This window comes from Erythrobacter ramosus (genome assembly GCF_009828055.1).
Lineage (GTDB): Bacteria > Pseudomonadota > Alphaproteobacteria > Sphingomonadales > Sphingomonadaceae > Erythrobacter > Erythrobacter ramosus.
In genome coordinates this window covers 1266258-1283564 of the sequence record NZ_WTYB01000001.1, presented here as the reverse complement: position 1 = coordinate 1283564, position 17307 = coordinate 1266258, and the positions used below count along the sequence as shown (strand labels likewise).

Here is a 17307-nt window from a genome sequence, read left to right as displayed (position 1 = left end):
CCGCGCCCGCTGCGGGCGCGCAGTCGCGCTTGCGGCTGCGGCACAGCCGTTCCAGCGCTTCTACGCATTGAAAGCTTCCAGCCCCGGCCCGACAAAGCGCGGGGTCCATTGGGTGATGGTCAGATCAGCCAATTGGTGGAGCATGAAGGGGTCGCTCATCAGCAGCGCCTCAGCATCGGTGCGGCTGGCGGCCTTCACGAAGATCAGACCGCCATCGCGCGGCTCGCGCGGGCCCCAGGCGAGGAAATGCCCCGCCTCGTGTCCGGCTTTCAGCCATGCCAAGTGATCGGCCAGCACCGCGTCGACCTGTTCGATCGGGACAGTGTAGGTCAGCGAGGCGATGAAGATGCTAGCCACCCAGCTGCCCCTTGGTGCTCGGGATCGCGCCGCCTTTGCGTGGGTCGCGCTCGACTGCCTGCCGCATCGCGCGCGCGAAGCCCTTGTAGAGGCTTTCGCAGATGTGGTGGTTGTTGCTGCCGTAGAGCAGTTCCATGTGCAGGGTGATGCCCGCGCTCTGGCTGACCGAATGGAACCAGTGCTCGATGAGCTCGGTATCCCATTCGCCCAAGCGTTCCTGCGTGAACTTCGCCTTCCATACGAGGAAAGGCCGCCCGGAAATGTCCAGCGCCACGCGGCTCAGCGTCTCGTCCATCGGCGAATAGGCCGCGCCGTACCGGCCGATCCCGGCCTTGTCGCCCAAGGCCTGTGTGATCGCTTGCCCCAGCGCAATCGCTGAATCTTCGGTTGTGTGGTGCTGGTCGACATGGAGGTCGCCCTGCACCTTCATCGTCACATCGATCAGCGAATGGCGGCTGAACTGTTCGACCATATGATCGAGGAACCCGATCCCGGTCGACACATCATAGGCGCCCGTCCCGTCGAGATTGACGTGGATGGCGATTGCGGTCTCGGTGGTGTTGCGCTCTACCGAGCCGGTGCGTGGAGGGGTTTGGGCGAGGGTGCTGGCCATGAGCCGCGCTATAGTCGGCTCGGCGCGCAAGACAAGCATCGCGCGCATCTGCTTGCGAAGCCGCGTCAATCCTGCGCGGCAATCCTGTGTCAAAGCGGGATGGGGGCTTGACCAAGCCCGCGCGCGGCGTCACCAATCGCCGTGTGATGACCAGCGACGCTCCCGACAGCCTGATCCCCTATGACGAAATCGTGCAGGAAGCCCTGCGTGCGGTCGTCGGCCGGGTGCTGGGCTCGATTGTCAGCGGCGGCAGCACCTTGCCCGGCGCGCATCACTTCTACATCACCTTCAAGACCGGAGCGCCGGGCGTGTCGATCCCGCCGCACCTGCGCGAACGCTTCCCGGACGAGATGACCATCGTGCTCCAGAACAAGTTCTGGGATCTTGAGGTCTTCCCGCACAGCTTCACGGTCAGCCTCACCTTCAATCAGGTGCCGGCGAAGTTGCAGATCCCCTTCGCCGCGATCACCGCCTTCGTCGATCCGGCGGTCGATTTCGGCCTCCAGTTCCAGGCTGCGGTCGAGGAGCTGGAGCCCGAAGCCCACGAAGACGCCGAAAATGACGGGCCGGACACGGATCCCGATGGCTCGAACGTGGTCAGCATCGATTTCGGGCGCAAGAAGTAGGCCCGATGGCGCGGGGCAAGGGGGCGAGCAGGGGCAAGCGCGGCAAGGCCGCAGCTGCGCCGCCTACTGATGCTGCTGCCGCCAACAAGACTGCCCCGACCGGCCCCGGCGGCCTGCCGTTGCCCAGTCCGGTAGCCGCCACCAATCTCGTGATCGCCGACATCGTCTTGCGCGCCGCTGGTGGACTGCTGCGCAACCGGATGGAGCGCGGACTGCTCGTCAAAAGCTATGACAAGGCCAAGGCCGACAAGCTGGTCGATGGGCGCGGGTTGGCCACCAGCGTAGCCCTATGGGGCGCGAGCCACCTTGCGCGCCGTTCTCCCATCGGGCTGGCGGTGGTGGCAGGTGGGCTGGCGGCCAAGGTGTTCTACGACCGGGGCAAGCGGCTTGAGGCAAAGCGCAAGGCGCGCAAGACTCCCACTGGCGAATCCTGATCGCCGCTTGATTTGCACGCCTGTGTTGGTGCAACGGGGCCTATGGGCGACACCTCACACCACGCAGACGACACGCTCCATCGCCGGGGCCTGATGTTCATCCTCTCCTCACCTTCGGGCGCGGGCAAGACGACGCTGTCACGGATGCTGCTGGCCAAGGATGCCGAGATCAAGCTCTCGGTCTCGGCCACCACCCGCCCGCCGCGTCCGAACGAGGTCGACGGGGTGCATTACCATTTCGTCACTGAGGCCGAGTTCGACCGTATGGTCGAAGAGGACGACTTCTACGAATGGGCGCACGTCTTCGGCCACCGCTATGGCACGCCCAAGGGCAAAATTCGCGCCGCGCTGAAGGAAGGGCAGGACTTCCTGTTCGATATCGACTGGCAGGGCACGCAGCAGCTGTACCAGAAAGACCAGCAGGACGTGGTGCGGGTGTTCATCCTGCCGCCCTCAATCGAGGAGCTGCACCGCCGCCTCAAAGGCCGCGCGACCGACAGCACCAACGTCATCAACGCCCGCATGGAACGCGCCCGCGCCGAGATCAGCCACTGGGACGGCTATGACTACGTGATCATCAATGATGATGTGAACGTGTGCTTCGACAAGGTCCACGCGATCCTTGAAGCCGAGCGTATGAAGCGTGCCCGTCAGACCGGGCTGATCCCGTTTGTGCGCGGATTGATGGGCTAACCACTGGTCGCAGGCCGCATCGCCGTTTGTCGCAATTGTGATAAATCGGTCGTAAATGTCATATATCTGACACTCAACCGACATATCCGCGCCTCGCAGCCGGCTCATTGTGAGCGGGCACATTGCGAAAGCGGTAGTTCATGCCCCGCCATTCTCACGGCCTCGCCGTCCGCCTGATCACTGCCGGTCTGCTGGCCAGCATTTGCGCCCCTGCAATGGCGCAAGCCGCATCTCCCGCTGGGTCGCAAGCGCCCGATCAGGCGAACACCATCGCCGACCTTCAACGTCAGATTGATGAATTGAAGGCGATGGTCAGCGCGCTGCAAACGACTCAGCCGGCCCCTTCGCCCGGCCCGGCACCATTTGCTGCGCCCGCACCCACCCAGCCCGCTCCGGTCAGCGCCCCGCCCGCGCCGGAGTCGATCCCGCTCGCCGCCGCCACGCCCAAGCCCAAGCGCGAGGCGTGGTACGAAAAGCTGCGCCTGCGCGGTTACACCCAGATGCGCTTCAGCCAGATCGTCTCGGGCGATGCCGACGCGCCCGCCGGGGTTTCGCGCCTGCGCTCGATCCACGATAGCGCGGTGAACGGCGACAGCAACTTCACTTTCCGCCGGATGCGACTGGTCCTGCAAGGCGACCTCAACGAGCACGTTTCGCTCTACTTCCAGCCCGATTTCGCCGCCGCCGTTTCCAACCAGTCGGTCGGCGAACGGCGCGAAGGCACGGTGTCCTTGCGCGACATGTATGCCGATGTCTTCCCAACCGGCGACAAGTCATTTCGCATACGGCTCGGCCAGTCGAAGGTGCCCTATGGCTGGGAGAATATGCAGTCCTCCTCCAACCGCCTTGCGCTGGACCGCACCGATGCGATCAACTCCGCTGCATCGGGCGAGCGTGATCTCGGGATCGTCGCCTATTACACCCCGCCGCGTGTGCAGGCGATCTGGGACCGGCTGGCGGATGACGGGCAAAAGCTCTTCGGCAATTACGGCGCCTTCGGGTTCGGCGTGTTCAACGGGCAAGGCCTCAACCGCACCGAGACCGATAATGACGTGATGGCGGTCGCGCTGGCGACCTGGCCGTTCGAACTCGACGGTTTGGGCCTCAATGGCCAAGTGTTCGAGATCGGCGGATCGGTGATGCGCAACACCATCCGCCCGGAAATCCGCACCGGCGGGGTCAGCCCGGTGGGTTTCAAGGACAACCGCGTCAACCTGCACGCGATCCTCTACCCCCAGCCCTTCGGCGTTCAGGCGGAATGGAACTGGGGCACGGGGCCGGAATTCGTCCCCGCGACCGGCCGGATCGAGGAACGCCCGGTTGACGGCGGCTACGTGCAGGTGATGGCCAAGATCGACCAGACGCCCATCGGCACGATCCACCCCTTCGCCCGCTGGCAGTATTACCGCGGCGGCTTCAAGGCGGCGATCAACGCGCCCCGGCTTGAGACCGAGGAGCTGGAACTGGGCCTGGAATTCCAGATCGACCCGGCGCTGGAGATCACCACCACCTATGGCTGGGCCTCACGCAAGGAGGCCGACGAGCGGCGCTTCGGGCAGGCCGAGGGGCAGATCCTGCGCGTGCAGGCGCAGTGGAATTACTAGGGCGAACTACTGATCGGGGTCGGTGATGCCGGAAAACTCCGGCGGCACTTCGTCCGGGCCGCGACCGGGTTCGTCAATATCGGGCGGTGTGGGTTCGGTTTCGTCGGGCGTGGACGGAAACGGTTCGCTGGGCTGCGGCGGCGCTTCGACCGGCGGCGCGGTGGGTTCGACCGTATCGGGCGTGGGCGTGGGTACTGTGGCCATTGGTGGTCTCCGCTCAGTCGGACTGTGCACACTGCATCAGCCGTCCCGGGTGCCGACAATGTCGTTGCTCGGCGCGGCTCGCTCTATGCTAGTATAGCCGACGCCGAATAAGAAGGGCCGGAGCATCGCTCCCCCGGCCCCTGTGCTTAGCGCTGAATGGTGGCTCAGTGTCCGCCCGACGGGTCAGCGAAGTGGTTCGGTAGCAGCGCGTTGACCACGCCGCCATCGACTGTCAGCGTCTCGCCCACCACGTAATCGCCCGCGCGGCTGCACAGGTAGATTGCCGCGGCGGCCATGTCTTCGGCGGTGCCGATGCGCTTGGCCGGGATGCCCGAGGCGCTGGCGTCAGGCGCATCCTTGGCGGCCTTGTTCATCTCTGACGGGAAAGCGCCGGGCGCGATGGAGGACACCACGATATTGTCCTGGATCAGCCGCGCGGCCATGCGCCGGGTCAGCTGGATCACCGCCGCCTTCGACGCCTGATAGGCATAGGTTTCCCACGGGTTGATCCTCTGCCCATCGATGGACGAAACGTGGATCACCTTGGCCGGATGCCCGTTCTGCCCGCCTGCGACCAGCAGATCGTGGAGCTTCTGGGTGAGGAAGAACGGGGTCTTGACGTTCAAGTCCATCGTCCGGTGCCACCCGGCTTCCGAGAACTCGAGATAGGGCTGGCCCCACGCCGCCCCGGCATTGTTGATGAGGATGTCGAGCCGCGTCTCGCGCGCCTTCAGCTCATTGGCGAGGCTCACCATGCCATCCATCTGGCTAAGGTCGGCGGGGATGCCGATGACGCGATCCGCGCCGAATTGGTCGATGGTGTCCTGCATCTGGTCACGCTTGCGCGCCGAGATATAGACCTTGGCGCAGCCCGCCGCGAGCAGGCCCTCGACGAACATCTTGCCGATGCCACGGCTGCCGCCGGTGACGAGGGCAATGCGACCTTCGAGGCTGAAAAGTGATTGAATGTCCATGTTTTCTCTCTCTACCACCGTCCCGGATGTGATCCGAGACCCCGCTTGCTTTTAGCCCGCCGCGGAAGAAAAGCGGGGCCCCGGGTCAGGCCCGGGGCGGGGGATTAATGTTCAATACCCGCTCAATTCCGCCACGCGGTTCGCGTGGAAATAGGCATCGCCCAGGAATTCGGCCAAGGCGCGGTCGCGCTTCATGTAGAGGCCGAGATCGTATTCGTCGGTCATGCCGATGCCGCCGTGCATCTGCACGCCTTCCTGCACCGCGAGGCGCGCGGTCTTGGCGACCTTGGCCTTGGCAACGCTGGCCATTAAGTCCGCATGGGCCGAACCGCCGTCAAGCAGTTGCTGCGCCTTGATGGTAGCGGCGCGGGCGATCTCGACTTCGGAATAGAGGTGGCTGGCGCGGTGCTGGAGGGCTTGGAACTCACCGATCAGCTTGCCGAATTGCTTGCGCTGCTTGAGGTAATCGACGGTCATGTCCATCGCGCCCCTTGCGACACCGACGCCTTCCGCCGCCGCGCCGACACGGCCCGCGAGCAGCATCGCATCAAGCACTGCGCGCCCGCCATCGATCTCGCCGATGACCGCATCGCCGTCCAATTCAACTGCGTCGAACTTGGTGTGCGTCGCCATCGAGGAATCGACCAGCCGCACCACGTCATGGCTCATGCCGCTGGCGTCCTTGGGCACGGCGAACAAGGTGATCCCGTCGGCATCTTCGTCCGATCCCGAAGTGCGCGCAGCGACCACGATCATGTCGGCGCTGCCGCCATGAATGACGAAACTCTTAGCACCCGAAAGCTTGAAGCCGTTGCCCGACTTTTCAGCGCGGGTGGTGATGCGGCTTGGGCGGTGCTTGGCCGTTTCGTCGATGGCGACGGCAAACACGCTATCACCGGCGATCAGACCGGGCAGATAGCGGCCCTTGAGGTCGTCCGTTCCATGCTTCAACGCAGTCGCGGCCAGCACGGATGAGGTCAGGAACGGCGAAGGCGTGAGGTTGCGGCCGATCTCCTCGAGCACGATCCCGGCTTCGACATGGCCCATGCCAAGCCCGCCGTCGGACTCGTCCACCAACATGCCGGTGAAGCCCATCTCGGCCATCTGCTTCCAGAGGCCGTGGCCGAAACCGTCCTTGCAATTGCGGTCGCGCCAGTGGCGCAGTTGCTTGGCGATGTTGCCTTCTTCCGCGATAAATCCGCGCGCGGTGTCGGCAAGCATCGCCTGATCTTCGTTGTGATACAGGGGCATTGGTTTTCCCTCTCCAAGTGTTCGTCACCCCGGCGCAGGCCGGGGCCCAGCAGCAACGCTAGCGATCTGGGCCCCGGCCTGCGCCGGGGGGACGATTAAATTATCAAGCGCCCGGCAGGTCGAGAATGCGCTTGGCGATGACGTTGAGCATCACTTCGCTCGTCCCGCCCTCGATCGAGTTCGCCTTGGTCCGCAGCCAGGTACGCGATGGCTTGCCGCCTTCGGTTTCCTCGCTGTCCCATTCGAGACTGCGCGAACCGCCCACCGCCATCATCAATTCGTGGCGACGCTTGTTCAGTTCGGTGCCGGCATATTTCATCATGTTCGGCTGCGCGGGGTGCGCCTTGCCGACCTTGATTTCATCGAGGAACTTCTCCCCCATCGCGGTGTAGGCCAGCGCATCGACATCGAACATCGCCAGCTCTGCGCGCAGCACCGGATCGAGCTCATCGCCCAGTTTGGCCGAATGCCGCTTCATCGCCGCACCAATCCCGGCGGTGCGATCCCCACCATCGGCGCCCGAGATCATCTCGCGTTCGTGGCCGAGCAGGTATTTGGCGACGTCCCAGCCGCGGTTGATCTGGCCCACGTAGGCCGGGCAATCGTCGCCATAGGACTTGGGCACCGCGACGTTATCAAAGAAGGTTTCGCAGAACGGCGAATTGCCACTGATCAGCAGGATCGGCTTGGTGGCGACCCCTTCGCTGGCCATGTCGAACAGCATGAAGGTGATGCCCTGATACTTGTCCGCCTTGTCGGTGCGGACGAGGCAGAAGATCCAGTCGGCGTGGTCGGCATAGGACGTCCAGACCTTCTGGCCGTTGACGACCCAGTGATCGCCCTTGTCTTCGCCGAAGGTCTGAAGGCTCACGAGATCAGAGCCCGAACCGGGTTCGGAATAGCCCTGACACCAGCGGATTTCGCCACGCGCGATTTCGTTGAGGAAGCGCTGCTTCTGGCCTTCGGTGCCGAAATGCAGCAGCGCGGGGCCGAGCATCCAGATGCCGAAGCTGCTCAATGGCGGGCGGGCACCGATGCGGCCCATTTCCTCGCGCAGCACCTTGGCTTCTGCCGGCGAAAGCCCTGCCCCGCCATAGGCTTTGGGCCATGCGGGCACGGTGTAGCCCTTGGCCACGCAGGCTTCGAGCCACGCTTTTTGAGCGTCATTCTTGAAGGTGGCGCGGCGGCCGCCCCAATAGATATCGCTTTCATCGCGCACCGGTTCGCGCATCTCGGCCGGGCAGTTCGCCTCCAGCCAGCTGCGGGTTTCGCTGCGGAATGTATCCAGATCAGCCATCGGCCGAGTCTCCTCTCTCGTGTCTCTCACTTGACGCTTACGTTAGTGGCATTTGAAGGGCCCTCGCAAGGGCTCATCGCAGGTTTCTCCATGCCGTAGCGTCAGACCGGGCGCGATTGACGAGCGGCGCAATCGGTCTAGGTTCGAAACCGAAGTTGGGAGAGAGACATTGGCCGGATTCGGCGATTGGCGTGGCCTGAGGGACGGGCGCGGATGAGCATGATTGCCGGGCCGCTTCCGGGCAGGCTCAAAGTGATGCATGGGTTCGGTGCCGTGGCGTTCGGGGTCAAGGACGGCGGTTTTTCGTTCTTCCTGCTGCCGTTCTACAATCTGGTGCTGGGGGTGGATGCCGGGATCGTCGGCGCCGCCCTGGCGACCGCGCTGATTATCGACGCCTTCGCCGATCCGCTGATCGGGCACTTGTCCGACCGCACCTATACCCGCTGGGGCCGCCGCCTGCCATGGCTCTATCTCGCCCCCATCCCGCTGGCGCTGGCCTGGGTGCTGATGTGGTCGCCGCCGTTCACCGGCGTGCCGACCTTTTGGGAGATCGTCGCGCTGGCCGTGGGCGTGCGTCTGCTGCTGTCCGCCTGCGAGGTGCCCTCGATCAGCATGGTGCCGGAAATCACCAATGATTATGTCGAGCGCACCACGCTGTTCCGATACCGTTTCCTGTCGGGCTGGGTTGGCGGGCTGACCATGTCGGTGCTGGCCTTCACCGTGTTCCTGCCCACCCCGGAATCGCAATTGCAGCCCGATGGCTATGCAGTGTTCGGGATGGTGGGAGCGGTGGTCATGCTGGTCTCGGTGATCGGATCAGCTGCCGGACAGCACCCCTATGTCGCGCGATTGCCCGACACGGCGCCGCCGCCGTTCTCGCTACGGCTGGCGTTTGCCGACATCTTCGACGCCTTTCGCGAGCGCGCGTTCGTGATCTTCGCCTACGGTGCCTTGGCGGCCTATATCAGTCAGGGCGTGACGCTCTCGATCACGCTCTATGTCATCCGCTATGTGTGGCAGTTCAGCGAGCTGGCGTTCAAGCTCTACCCGCTGGCGCTGGGCCTGTCGGTGGTGGCGATGTTCCTTCTGGTCGGCCCGCTGCACCGCCGCTTTGGCAAGCCGTTGAGCGGGGCGGGCGGCGCTTTGGCTGCACTCGCCATCGCAGGGACGCCCTATGTCCTTTACCTCATCGGATTCTGGCCGCAGACCGGCGGGGCGCTTTCGACCGGCCTGTTCATGGCCTTCATGGTGGCTGCGAATACGGCGGGGGTTGTGTCGATCATCTCGGCAACGTCGATGGTGGCCGAGATTGTCGAGGCGTTTGAGGAACGCACCGGTAAACGCGCGGAAGGCACCTTCTATGCGGGCAACTGGCTGATCCAGAAGTCGGCGACCGGCGGGGGCATTCTGCTCACCAGCCTGATCGTCGAAACCATCGGGCTTGAGCCTGGCACCGCGCAGGCCGCCGTCGCCCCCGATGTGGTCGCCAATCTTGCACTGGCCTACCTGTTGGTGACCGCCGTGCTGGCATTGATCGCGGCATTCTGGCTGGCCCGCTTCCCGATCACGCGCGCCGATCACGAGGCCCGCATCGCGACCCGGATTGCGGGTGAGCGTGCCGTTGCGGCAGGGGCTCTAACGCACAAATGAGAGCTTGGCGGGCGGACAAGGCTCTGCCACGGTCAATGCCAGATTCGGTTTTCAAATAGGACGAGAGAGGAACACCCCCATGGATTTCGAACCCACTGAACGCCAGGTCTATTGGCGCAACCGTGTGCGCGATTTCATCGAGACGCATGTGCGCCCCAACATGGACACCTACAAGGCGCAGGACGCCGCGGGTGATCGCTGGAAGGTGATCCAGATCATCGAGGACAAGAAGAAGCTGGCCAAGGACGCCGGCATCTGGAACCTGTTCATGCCGCCGCGCAACGACAGCCACCACCATGTCGACGACAGCTTCGAGTTTGAAGGCCCGGGCCTCACCAACCTCGAATATGCGCTGTGCGCCGAGGAAATGGGCCGGCTCGGCTGGGCTTCGGAAGTGTTCAACTGCTCCGCGCCCGATACCGGCAACATGGAAGTGTTCCACCGCTACGGCACGCGCGAGCAGAAGGAAGAATGGCTGCGGCCGCTGATGAACGGCGAGATCCGTTCGGCCTTCCTGATGACCGAGCCCTACACCGCCTCCTCGGACGCCACGAACATCGAGACCCGGATCGAGCGTGACGGCGATCATTATGTGATCAACGGGCGCAAGTGGTGGTCTTCGGGCCTCGGCGATCCGCGCTGCAAGGTCGCGATCGTGATGGGCAAGACCGATTTCTCGGCACAGCGTCACGCGCAGCAATCGATGGTGCTGATGCCGATCGATGCGCCGGGCGTCACCATCCTGCGCCACCTTCCGGTGTTCGGCTATGACGATGCCCCGCACGGCCACATGGAAGTCGAAATGAAGGACGTCCGCGTCCCCGTCTCGAACATGCTGCTGGGCGAAGGGCGCGGCTTCGAGATCGCGCAAGGCCGCCTCGGGCCGGGCCGCATCCACCACTGCATGCGCACCATCGGTGTCGCCGAAGAGGCGCTGGCCAAGATGTGCCGCCGCCTGCAGGAGCGCGAAGCCTTCGGCAAGCCGGTCTACAAGCACTCGGTCTGGGAAGAGCGCGTTGCGCGTGCCCGCATCGACATCGACATGACCCGTCTGCTCTGCCTAAAGGCAGCTGACATGATGGACAAGGTCGGCAACAAGTCTGCCAAGCAGGAAATCGCGATGATCAAGGTGCAGGCGCCCAACATGGCGCTCAAGATCATCGACGATGCGATCCAGGCGCATGGCGGCGGCGGCGTGTCGGAAGACTACGGCCTTGCCTCGGCCTATGCCCACCAGCGCACTCTGCGGCTCGCCGACGGGCCGGACGAAGTCCACGCCCGCTCGATCGCGCACATGGAGTTCGCCAAGCACGCACCCGTCCCCGGCCCGACCGCCAACGCCCTGCGCGGCGATCATGGCCGGGTGGTCAATGAAACCCAGAGCTTCAGCTCGGGCGACATGGGCGTGGCGCGCTGATCAAGGCGCGCTGAGACCACGTTAAAACTGCCGTTCGTGCTGAGCTTGTCGAAGCACCGTTTTTCTTTTTCAACCTGAGCTACGAAGGAAGAACGGCCCTTCGACAGGCTCAGGGCGAACGGAGTTTGCTTGTGGCAAAAGCCGCCATTCTTGAAGCACCAGGCGAAGGCCTTCGCATCGCCGAAGTGACCTATGCCGAGCCCGGTCCGCATGAGGTGTTGATCGACACCAAGGCCTGCGGGTTGTGCCATTCGGATCTGCATTTCATCGATGGGCATTACCCCCACGCCCTGCCCGCCATTCCGGGGCATGAGGCAGCGGGGATCGTCCGCGCAGTCGGCTCCGAAGTGCGCACGGTGAAGCCCGGCGACCACGTTGTTTCCTGCCTCTCGGCCTTCTGCGGTCACTGCGAATTCTGCGTCACGGGCCGCATGGCGCTATGCCTTGGCGGAGACACCCGCCGCGCCAAGGGCGATTCCTCGCGCATCGCCTTTGCCGATGGCTCGCCGGTCAACCAGATGCTCAACCTCTCGGCCCTGTCCGAACAGATGCTGATCCACGAACACGCCTGCGTTTCCATCGACAAGGATATGCCGTTCGACCGTGCCGCCCTGCTCGGCTGCGCGGTGACGACCGGTGCGGGAACGATCTTCAACGCCTGCAAGGTCACGCCGGGTGAAACCGTGCTGGTGGTCGGCTGCGGCGGGGTGGGCCTTGCGGTCATCAACGCTGCGAAAATCGCCGGGGCAAGCAAGATCATTGCCGCCGATCCGCTGCCGGAAAAGCGCGAGCTCGCGCAAGTGCTGGGCGCTACCCACACCGTCGATGCCCTCGCGCCAGATGCCGCCAAGCAGATCATCGCGATCTCGGGCGGCGGGGTCGATTGGGGGATAGAGGCGGTGGGCCGTCAGGCTTCGGCCGATCTCGCGGTCGCCGCATTGAAGCGCGGCGGCACCGCCGTGATCCTCGGTATGATGCCGCTGGACTGCAAAGTCGGACTTTCGGCGTTTGACCTGCTCGGCGGGAAGAAGCTGATGGGCGCCTTGATGGGGATGAACCACTTCCCCGTCGACCTGCCGCGTCTGGTGGATTTCTACCTCCGGGGCCTGCTCGATCTCGACACGATCATCGCCGAGCGCATCACGCTCGATCAGGTGAACGAAGGCTTCAATACCATGCGCGCCGGGCACTCCGCGCGCACCGTGGTGGTGTTCGACTGATGGATATTGACTACGACACAGAGATGGTCGGCACGGTCGAAGTGACCGAGAAGGACCAGCTCGACCTTGCCGCACTGACCGCTTGGTTCGACGCCCATGTCGAAGGCTTCGAAGGCCCGATCAGCTACACCAAGTTCAAGGGCGGCCAGTCGAACCCGACCTACCGGATCGACACGCCCGGTGCCTCCTACGTGCTGCGCCGCCAGCCCTTCGGCAAGCTGCTCCCCAGCGCCCACGCGGTCGACCGCGAATATGCGGCGATGACCGGGCTGTTCCCGACCGGCTTCCCGGTGCCGCGCACCTATGGCCTATGCGAAGACCCCGAGGTTATCGGATCGAAGTTCTTCGTGATGAGCATGGCCGATGGCCGCAGCCTGTGGAACGGCGCGCTCCCCGGTATGGAGCCGGACGAACGCCGCGCGCTCTATCACGCGCTGATCGACACCATGGCCGACCTGCACCTCAATCAGCCCGACCGCATCGGGATGGGCGATTACGGCAAGCCGACCGATTACTGCGCGCGCCAGATCGCCCGCTGGACCAAGCAGTACAAGCTGTCCGAAACCGAACTGATGCCGGAAATGGAGCGGCTGATCGAATGGCTGCCGCAGACCATTCCGCCGCAGCATGGCTCAAGCGTGGTGCATGGCGATTACCGGCTCGACAACGTGATCTTCCACAAGACCGAGCCGCGCATCATCGCGGTGCTCGATTGGGAGCTGTCGACGCTGGGCGATCCGATTGCCGACTTCAGCTACCTGATGCTCAACTGGCACAATCCGGCCGATGGCCGCGCAGGGCTGCTGGGGCTGGATATCGAAGCGCTCGGCATTCCCTCGCAAGAGGAAGCAGTCGAACGCTACGTCGCGCGCACCGGCTTCCCCGTGCCGCCGATGGACTGGTATTTTGCCTATAACCTGTTCCGCCTCGCCGGGATCATGCAGGGCATCAAGAAGCGCGTAATCGACGGCACAGCGTCCTCGTCCCATGCTCAAGCGATGAGCGAACGGGTGCGGCCGCTGGCAGAGCGGGCTTACGAGTTCGCGCTGGCCGCGGGAATGCCTGCGTAACGCTTGCCGCCGACCTGCGCGAAGGCTAAGCGGTCGCCCGATTTCCGACCAACGTCCGTTCGCCCTGAGCTTGTCGAAGGGCTGCACTTCACTTCCTGCTCCGTTCCCGAAGAAGGACTGTCCTTCGACAAGCTCAGGACGAACGGGGATGGAAGTGTTTCTGGAGAACTCGCATGACCGATAGCCTGATCGCCGCCATCGAAGCCGCTTGGGAAAACCGCGCCGACATCACGCCGGGCCATGAGGTGCGCAATGCGGTCGCCGATGCGCTGGCCCTGCTCGACAGCGGCGAAGCGCGCGTGGCTCAGCCCGATGGCACCGGCGGCTGGCAGGTCAACCAGTGGCTCAAGAAAGCGGTGCTGCTCAGCTTCCGGCTCAACGACAACCGGGTGATGGAAGGCGGCGCAGCAGGCGAAGCGGCGTTCGACAAGGTGCCATTGAAGTTCGCCGGTTGGGGCGAGAACCGCTTCCGCGATGCCGGTTTCCGCGTGGTGCCGGGCGCCGTCGTCCGTCGCGGCGCGCATATCTCCAAGGGCGTCGTGCTGATGCCGAGCTTCGTCAACATCGGTGCCTATGTTGGCGAGAACACCATGATCGACACCTGGGCGACCGTCGGCTCCTGCGCGCAGATCGGCGCGAATGTGCACATTTCGGGCGGCGCGGGGATCGGCGGCGTGCTCGAACCGCTTCAGGCCGAACCCGTAATCATCGGCGACAACGCCTTCATCGGTGCCCGGGCTGAAGTGGCCGAAGGCGTGCGTGTGGGCGAAGGCGCGGTGCTGTCGATGGGCGTCTATCTCGGCGCGTCGACCAAGATCGTCGACCGCGCGACCGGAGAAGTCCATATGGGCAGCGTCCCGCCCTATGCGGTGGTCGTCCCCGGTTCGATGCCCGGCAAGCCCTTGCCCGATGGCACGATGGGGCCGAGCCTCTACTGCGCGGTCATCGTCAAGACGGTCGACGCGCAGACCCGCTCCAAGACCGGGATCAACGAATTGCTACGCGATTGATCGCGATGGGCGGGCATTGCGGCCCGGCTGCGATGAAACAATCGGGCGTCCCATGCGGTAGTGCTCTCCTACACATCATGCAGGAGATACCCCATGCCGCAGCACGACCGCGACAACCGGATTGACGAAACCGACGCCAAGGGCGGCAGCAATGAAGGCGTGGTGCGCTGGGTGCTACTCATCAGCCTCAGCCTGGCCATCATTGCTCTGACGGTCATCTGGGTGACCGGCGCTTTGACGCAGGACAATGTCGAGAGCCAAGGCACAGCCACGGGGCGCGTGGAAGCCGAGGCCGAGCAGCGCCAGAATGCGGCCACCGACAATGACCCGGTCAACCCCAACGCGGACTGACCGGGAACCATTTGCCCCCGCTTGACTTGATTGACGTTACGGAAGATGTTTCCGTAACGTCAACACAAACGGGGAGAGCAACGATGGCCGATCCAAATGAAGGCATCCGCATCAATGACGAAGCCGCACGCGGTGCCGTCACCAACACCGGCCTGCGCTATGTACTAGGCTTCAGCCTCGGCTTTGCGGTGATCGCGATGAGTCTGGTCTGGATCATCCCCGCACTCGCCCGCATAGCGCATTGATCATTCGGGCTTGGCAGGCGGGTTGATCAGGGTTTCGATCGGCGGCTCGCTCGCCACCTGCGCGGCATAGGCTTCAGCGGCGCGCATCACGCGCAGAGCGTTGCGGCTGGCGATCATCTCCAGCTCTGCCTGCGAATAACCGCGCTTCGCCAGTTCGGCGAACAGCAGCGGATAACCGCGCACGTCCTCGAACCCGACCGGGCCGGACGGCATCCCGTCAAAATCGCCGCCGATCCCGATCGATTCGACACCCGCCACCTTGCGGATGTGGTCGATATGGTCGGCCATATGCTTGATGGTAGTGGCGGGTTCAGGGTTGGCCTTGTCCCATGCGGCCATCGTCGTTGTCACCGTCTCGGGCTGACCCTGGAACAGCGCCTTCAATCGCGCTTCCTCGGCCGAACGCTTGGCGAACCACTGGCGGCGTGCCTCGTTGAGGAAGCCGGGCAGCGCCACCACCATGACGATTCCGCCATTCTCCGGCAGCCTCGCGAGCACGCTATCTGGCACATTGCGCGGATGGCCGTTCACCGCCCGCGCGCCAGAGTGGCTGAAGATCACCGGGGCCTTCGCCACATCCAGCGCGTCCATCATCGTCGCCTCGCTGACATGGCTGAGATCAACCAGCATCCCGAGCCGGTTCATCTCGCGCACCACGTCCATGCCGAACGCGCTGAGGCCCCCATGCACCGGATTGTCGGTGCCGGCATCGGCCCAGGGCGTGTTGCTGTTGTGGGTGAGCGTCATGTAGCGCGCGCCCAGCGCGTGCAGCTGGCGCAGCACGCCAAGGCTCGATCCGATCGAGTGGCCGCCTTCCATCCCCAGCAACGAGGCGACCTTGCCGTCAGCCATCGCGCGTTCGACCTGATCGGCGGTGGTCGCGAAGCGCAAGGCATCGGGATAGCGCGCGATCAGGCGCTTGGTGACGTCGATCTGCTCGATCACCTCCTGCACCGCTTCGGGCTCGTCCGGGTTGGAGGGGACATAGACCGACCAGAACTGCGCGCCGACCTTGCCTTGGCGGAGGCGCGCGAGATCGGTCTGCATCACGGCGCCCTGCGGATGCGCTTCGCCGGTGTGCGTGGTGTCTTCGAAGTCGAAGGCGTTGATTTGATTCGCCACCCGCGCGCGCAGCTGGTTGGGCACGTCATTATGCCCGTCGAAGATCGGTGCGACCTCAAGCGCGGCGTTGGCCGTGGCGGTCGCAGGATCGACCGGAGCCTCCTGCGCTACGAGCGGGCTTGCCAGCAGGAACGCAGCCGCAAGGGCGAGGCGAGAAGGCGCGAAAAGTTGCATGGGGCAGGCTCCCGAAGCTAGAGCGCCTGCACCACCGGGACTGGGGGCAGGCAAGGGTATCGGCATGAGTGATAGCGCGGCAGGACTGATCGAACAATTGGGCCTAACCGCTCATCCGGAAGGTGGGTGGTATAGCGAAACGTGGCGCGGCGAGCCGGGGTCGGACGGGCGCGCCAGGGGCACCGCTATCATCTTCCTGCTGCGCGCTGGCGAGGCCTCGCACTGGCACACGGTCGATGCCGCTGAGATGTGGCTGTGGCAGGCGGGCGATCCGCTCGAACTGCGCCTCGCCGCTGATGATGCGGGGCCGGTGCTTTCGGTGATCCTCGGCAGTGATGTCGGCGCGGGTCAGCAATTGCAGGGCCTCGTCGCGCCGGGTGAGTGGCAAGCGGCGCGCTCCTATGGCGAGCCGCGCTTCGGCTATAGCCTCGTCTCCTGCGTGGTGGTGCCGGGGTTTGACTTTGCCGGCTTCACGCTGGCGGCACCGGGCTGGGAGCCGGGCGCTTGATCAAGCTGGGCATCCGCTGGCTGCTAGCCGCGGTCTACGCCTTTGCGGGCGTGATCCATATCATCAATCCCGCGCCGTTCCTCACCATCACCCCGGCTTGGGTGCCCGCACCCGAGGCGGTGGTGCTGCTGACCGGCGTAGCCGAAATCCTCGGCGCGATCGGGTTGGTGCAGCCGTTCTCGCTCAAACTGCGGCAGGCGGCGGGATGGGGGCTGGCGCTCTATGCGCTGTGCGTGTGGCCCGCCAACATCAATCACTTCGCAATGGATATGGCCCGCGCCGATGGCGGGCTCGGCCTTGGCTATCACGTGCCGCGGATGTTCGCGCAGCCGGTGATCATCTGGCTCGCGCTTTGGGTGGGCGAATGCTGGCCCCTGCGCCGCCGCCCCATGCCTCCCGGCGCGTGACGCCCGAGGACGCAATCCTCACCCTGCTCGCCGAGCGGGCCGAAGGCGCTGACACGCAAAAGCGGCGCGGACCCTATCGG

The 17307-nt window shown here is 64.5% G+C and carries 20 protein-coding genes; 13 read left to right on the top strand and 7 right to left on the bottom strand.

Translation table 11 applies throughout. From position 1 onward, the window contains the following. Window positions 1-60: 60 nt before the first annotated feature. Entirely contained in the window at window positions 61-357 is a 297-nt protein-coding gene (locus tag GRI59_RS06395) for a YciI family protein (protein WP_337190239.1), read from the bottom strand. Next, window positions 350-970: an imidazoleglycerol-phosphate dehydratase HisB gene (gene hisB / locus GRI59_RS06390; protein WP_160760309.1), complete on the bottom strand. Its 621-nt coding sequence runs from the start codon at window positions 968-970 to the stop codon at window positions 350-352. The genes GRI59_RS06395 and hisB overlap by 8 nt, the downstream gene beginning before the upstream one ends. A gap of 146 nt (window positions 971-1116) precedes the next feature. On the opposite strand from hisB, the gene GRI59_RS06385 reads away from it, so the two are divergent. From GRI59_RS06385 to GRI59_RS06370, 4 genes are all read left to right on the top strand, one after another. Next, window positions 1117-1596 (top strand): SspB family protein, encoded by a 480-nt coding sequence (locus GRI59_RS06385; protein WP_160760450.1) that lies wholly within the window; start codon window positions 1117-1119, stop codon window positions 1594-1596. Window positions 1597-1601: 5 nt separating this feature from the next. Next, a complete protein-coding gene (locus GRI59_RS06380; RefSeq protein ID WP_160760308.1) occupies window positions 1602-2030 on the top strand; it encodes a hypothetical protein in 429 nt (142 codons plus the stop codon). A 42-nt stretch (window positions 2031-2072) separates the two neighbouring features. Next, complete coding sequence (gmk, locus tag GRI59_RS06375) at window positions 2073-2723, top strand: guanylate kinase (protein ID WP_160760307.1); 651 nt, start codon at window positions 2073-2075, stop codon at window positions 2721-2723. A 140-nt stretch (window positions 2724-2863) separates the two neighbouring features. Further along, on the top strand, window positions 2864-4327 hold the full coding sequence (locus GRI59_RS06370; RefSeq protein WP_419866787.1) for a porin: 1464 nt from the start codon (window positions 2864-2866) through the stop codon (window positions 4325-4327). 6 nt (window positions 4328-4333) lie between these two features. Here GRI59_RS06370 and GRI59_RS06365 read toward each other — a convergent pair whose 3' ends face one another. The 4 genes from GRI59_RS06365 to GRI59_RS06350 all read right to left on the bottom strand — a co-directional run bounded on the left by GRI59_RS06365 (window position 4334) and on the right by GRI59_RS06350 (window position 8053). Continuing rightward, window positions 4334-4531 carry a hypothetical protein gene (locus GRI59_RS06365; RefSeq protein ID WP_160760306.1) on the bottom strand — a complete coding sequence of 66 codons (198 nt, stop codon included), beginning with the start codon at window positions 4529-4531 and terminating at the stop codon, window positions 4334-4336. 164 nt (window positions 4532-4695) lie between these two features. After that, window positions 4696-5505, bottom strand: a complete 810-nt coding sequence (locus tag GRI59_RS06360) for an SDR family oxidoreductase (RefSeq protein ID WP_160760305.1) — start codon at window positions 5503-5505, stop codon at window positions 4696-4698. 111 nt (window positions 5506-5616) lie between these two features. After that, a complete protein-coding gene (locus GRI59_RS06355) occupies window positions 5617-6756 on the bottom strand; it encodes an acyl-CoA dehydrogenase family protein (protein ID WP_160760304.1) in 1140 nt (379 codons plus the stop codon). A 103-nt stretch (window positions 6757-6859) separates the two neighbouring features. Then, entirely contained in the window at window positions 6860-8053 is a 1194-nt protein-coding gene (locus GRI59_RS06350) for an acyl-CoA dehydrogenase family protein (RefSeq protein WP_160760303.1), read from the bottom strand. A 213-nt stretch (window positions 8054-8266) separates the two neighbouring features. Here GRI59_RS06350 and GRI59_RS06345 point away from each other — a divergent pair, with 213 nt between their 5' ends. The 7 genes from GRI59_RS06345 (at window position 8267) to GRI59_RS06315 (ending at window position 15016) form a co-directional block, all read left to right on the top strand. Next, the gene (locus tag GRI59_RS06345) at window positions 8267-9703 is read left to right on the top strand and encodes an MFS transporter (protein ID WP_160760302.1); all 1437 of its coding nucleotides are present in this window, start codon (window positions 8267-8269) and stop codon (window positions 9701-9703) included. A 79-nt stretch (window positions 9704-9782) separates the two neighbouring features. Next, complete coding sequence (locus GRI59_RS06340) at window positions 9783-11120, top strand: acyl-CoA dehydrogenase family protein (RefSeq protein ID WP_160760301.1); 1338 nt, start codon at window positions 9783-9785, stop codon at window positions 11118-11120. 131 nt (window positions 11121-11251) lie between these two features. Beyond that, window positions 11252-12340, top strand: coding sequence for a zinc-binding dehydrogenase (locus GRI59_RS06335; RefSeq protein ID WP_160760300.1), 1089 nt, complete (start codon window positions 11252-11254; stop codon window positions 12338-12340). Further along, entirely contained in the window at window positions 12340-13410 is a 1071-nt protein-coding gene (locus tag GRI59_RS06330) for a phosphotransferase family protein (protein ID WP_160760299.1), read from the top strand. Before GRI59_RS06335 ends, GRI59_RS06330 begins: the two co-directional genes overlap by 1 nt. Window positions 13411-13583: 173 nt before the next feature. After that, window positions 13584-14420, top strand: a complete 837-nt coding sequence (dapD, locus tag GRI59_RS06325; RefSeq protein ID WP_160760298.1) for a 2,3,4,5-tetrahydropyridine-2,6-dicarboxylate N-succinyltransferase — start codon at window positions 13584-13586, stop codon at window positions 14418-14420. A 93-nt stretch (window positions 14421-14513) separates the two neighbouring features. Beyond that, window positions 14514-14771 carry a hypothetical protein gene (locus GRI59_RS06320; protein WP_183363499.1) on the top strand — a complete coding sequence of 86 codons (258 nt, stop codon included), beginning with the start codon at window positions 14514-14516 and terminating at the stop codon, window positions 14769-14771. An 83-nt stretch (window positions 14772-14854) separates the two neighbouring features. After that, window positions 14855-15016 (top strand): hypothetical protein, encoded by a 162-nt coding sequence (locus GRI59_RS06315; protein ID WP_160760297.1) that lies wholly within the window; start codon window positions 14855-14857, stop codon window positions 15014-15016. Here the strand turns inward: GRI59_RS06315 and GRI59_RS06310 are convergent, their stop codons facing one another. Continuing rightward, window positions 15017-16312: a dipeptidase gene (locus tag GRI59_RS06310; RefSeq protein ID WP_160760296.1), complete on the bottom strand. Its 1296-nt coding sequence runs from the start codon at window positions 16310-16312 to the stop codon at window positions 15017-15019. Between the two features lie 64 nt (window positions 16313-16376). Here GRI59_RS06310 and GRI59_RS06305 point away from each other — a divergent pair, with 64 nt between their 5' ends. Continuing rightward, the gene (locus GRI59_RS06305) at window positions 16377-16820 is read left to right on the top strand and encodes a cupin domain-containing protein (protein ID WP_160760295.1); all 444 of its coding nucleotides are present in this window, start codon (window positions 16377-16379) and stop codon (window positions 16818-16820) included. After that, window positions 16817-17227 (top strand): DoxX family protein, encoded by a 411-nt coding sequence (locus GRI59_RS06300; RefSeq protein WP_183363500.1) that lies wholly within the window; start codon window positions 16817-16819, stop codon window positions 17225-17227. Before GRI59_RS06305 ends, GRI59_RS06300 begins: the two co-directional genes overlap by 4 nt. The last annotated feature ends 80 nt before the right edge of the window (window positions 17228-17307 follow it).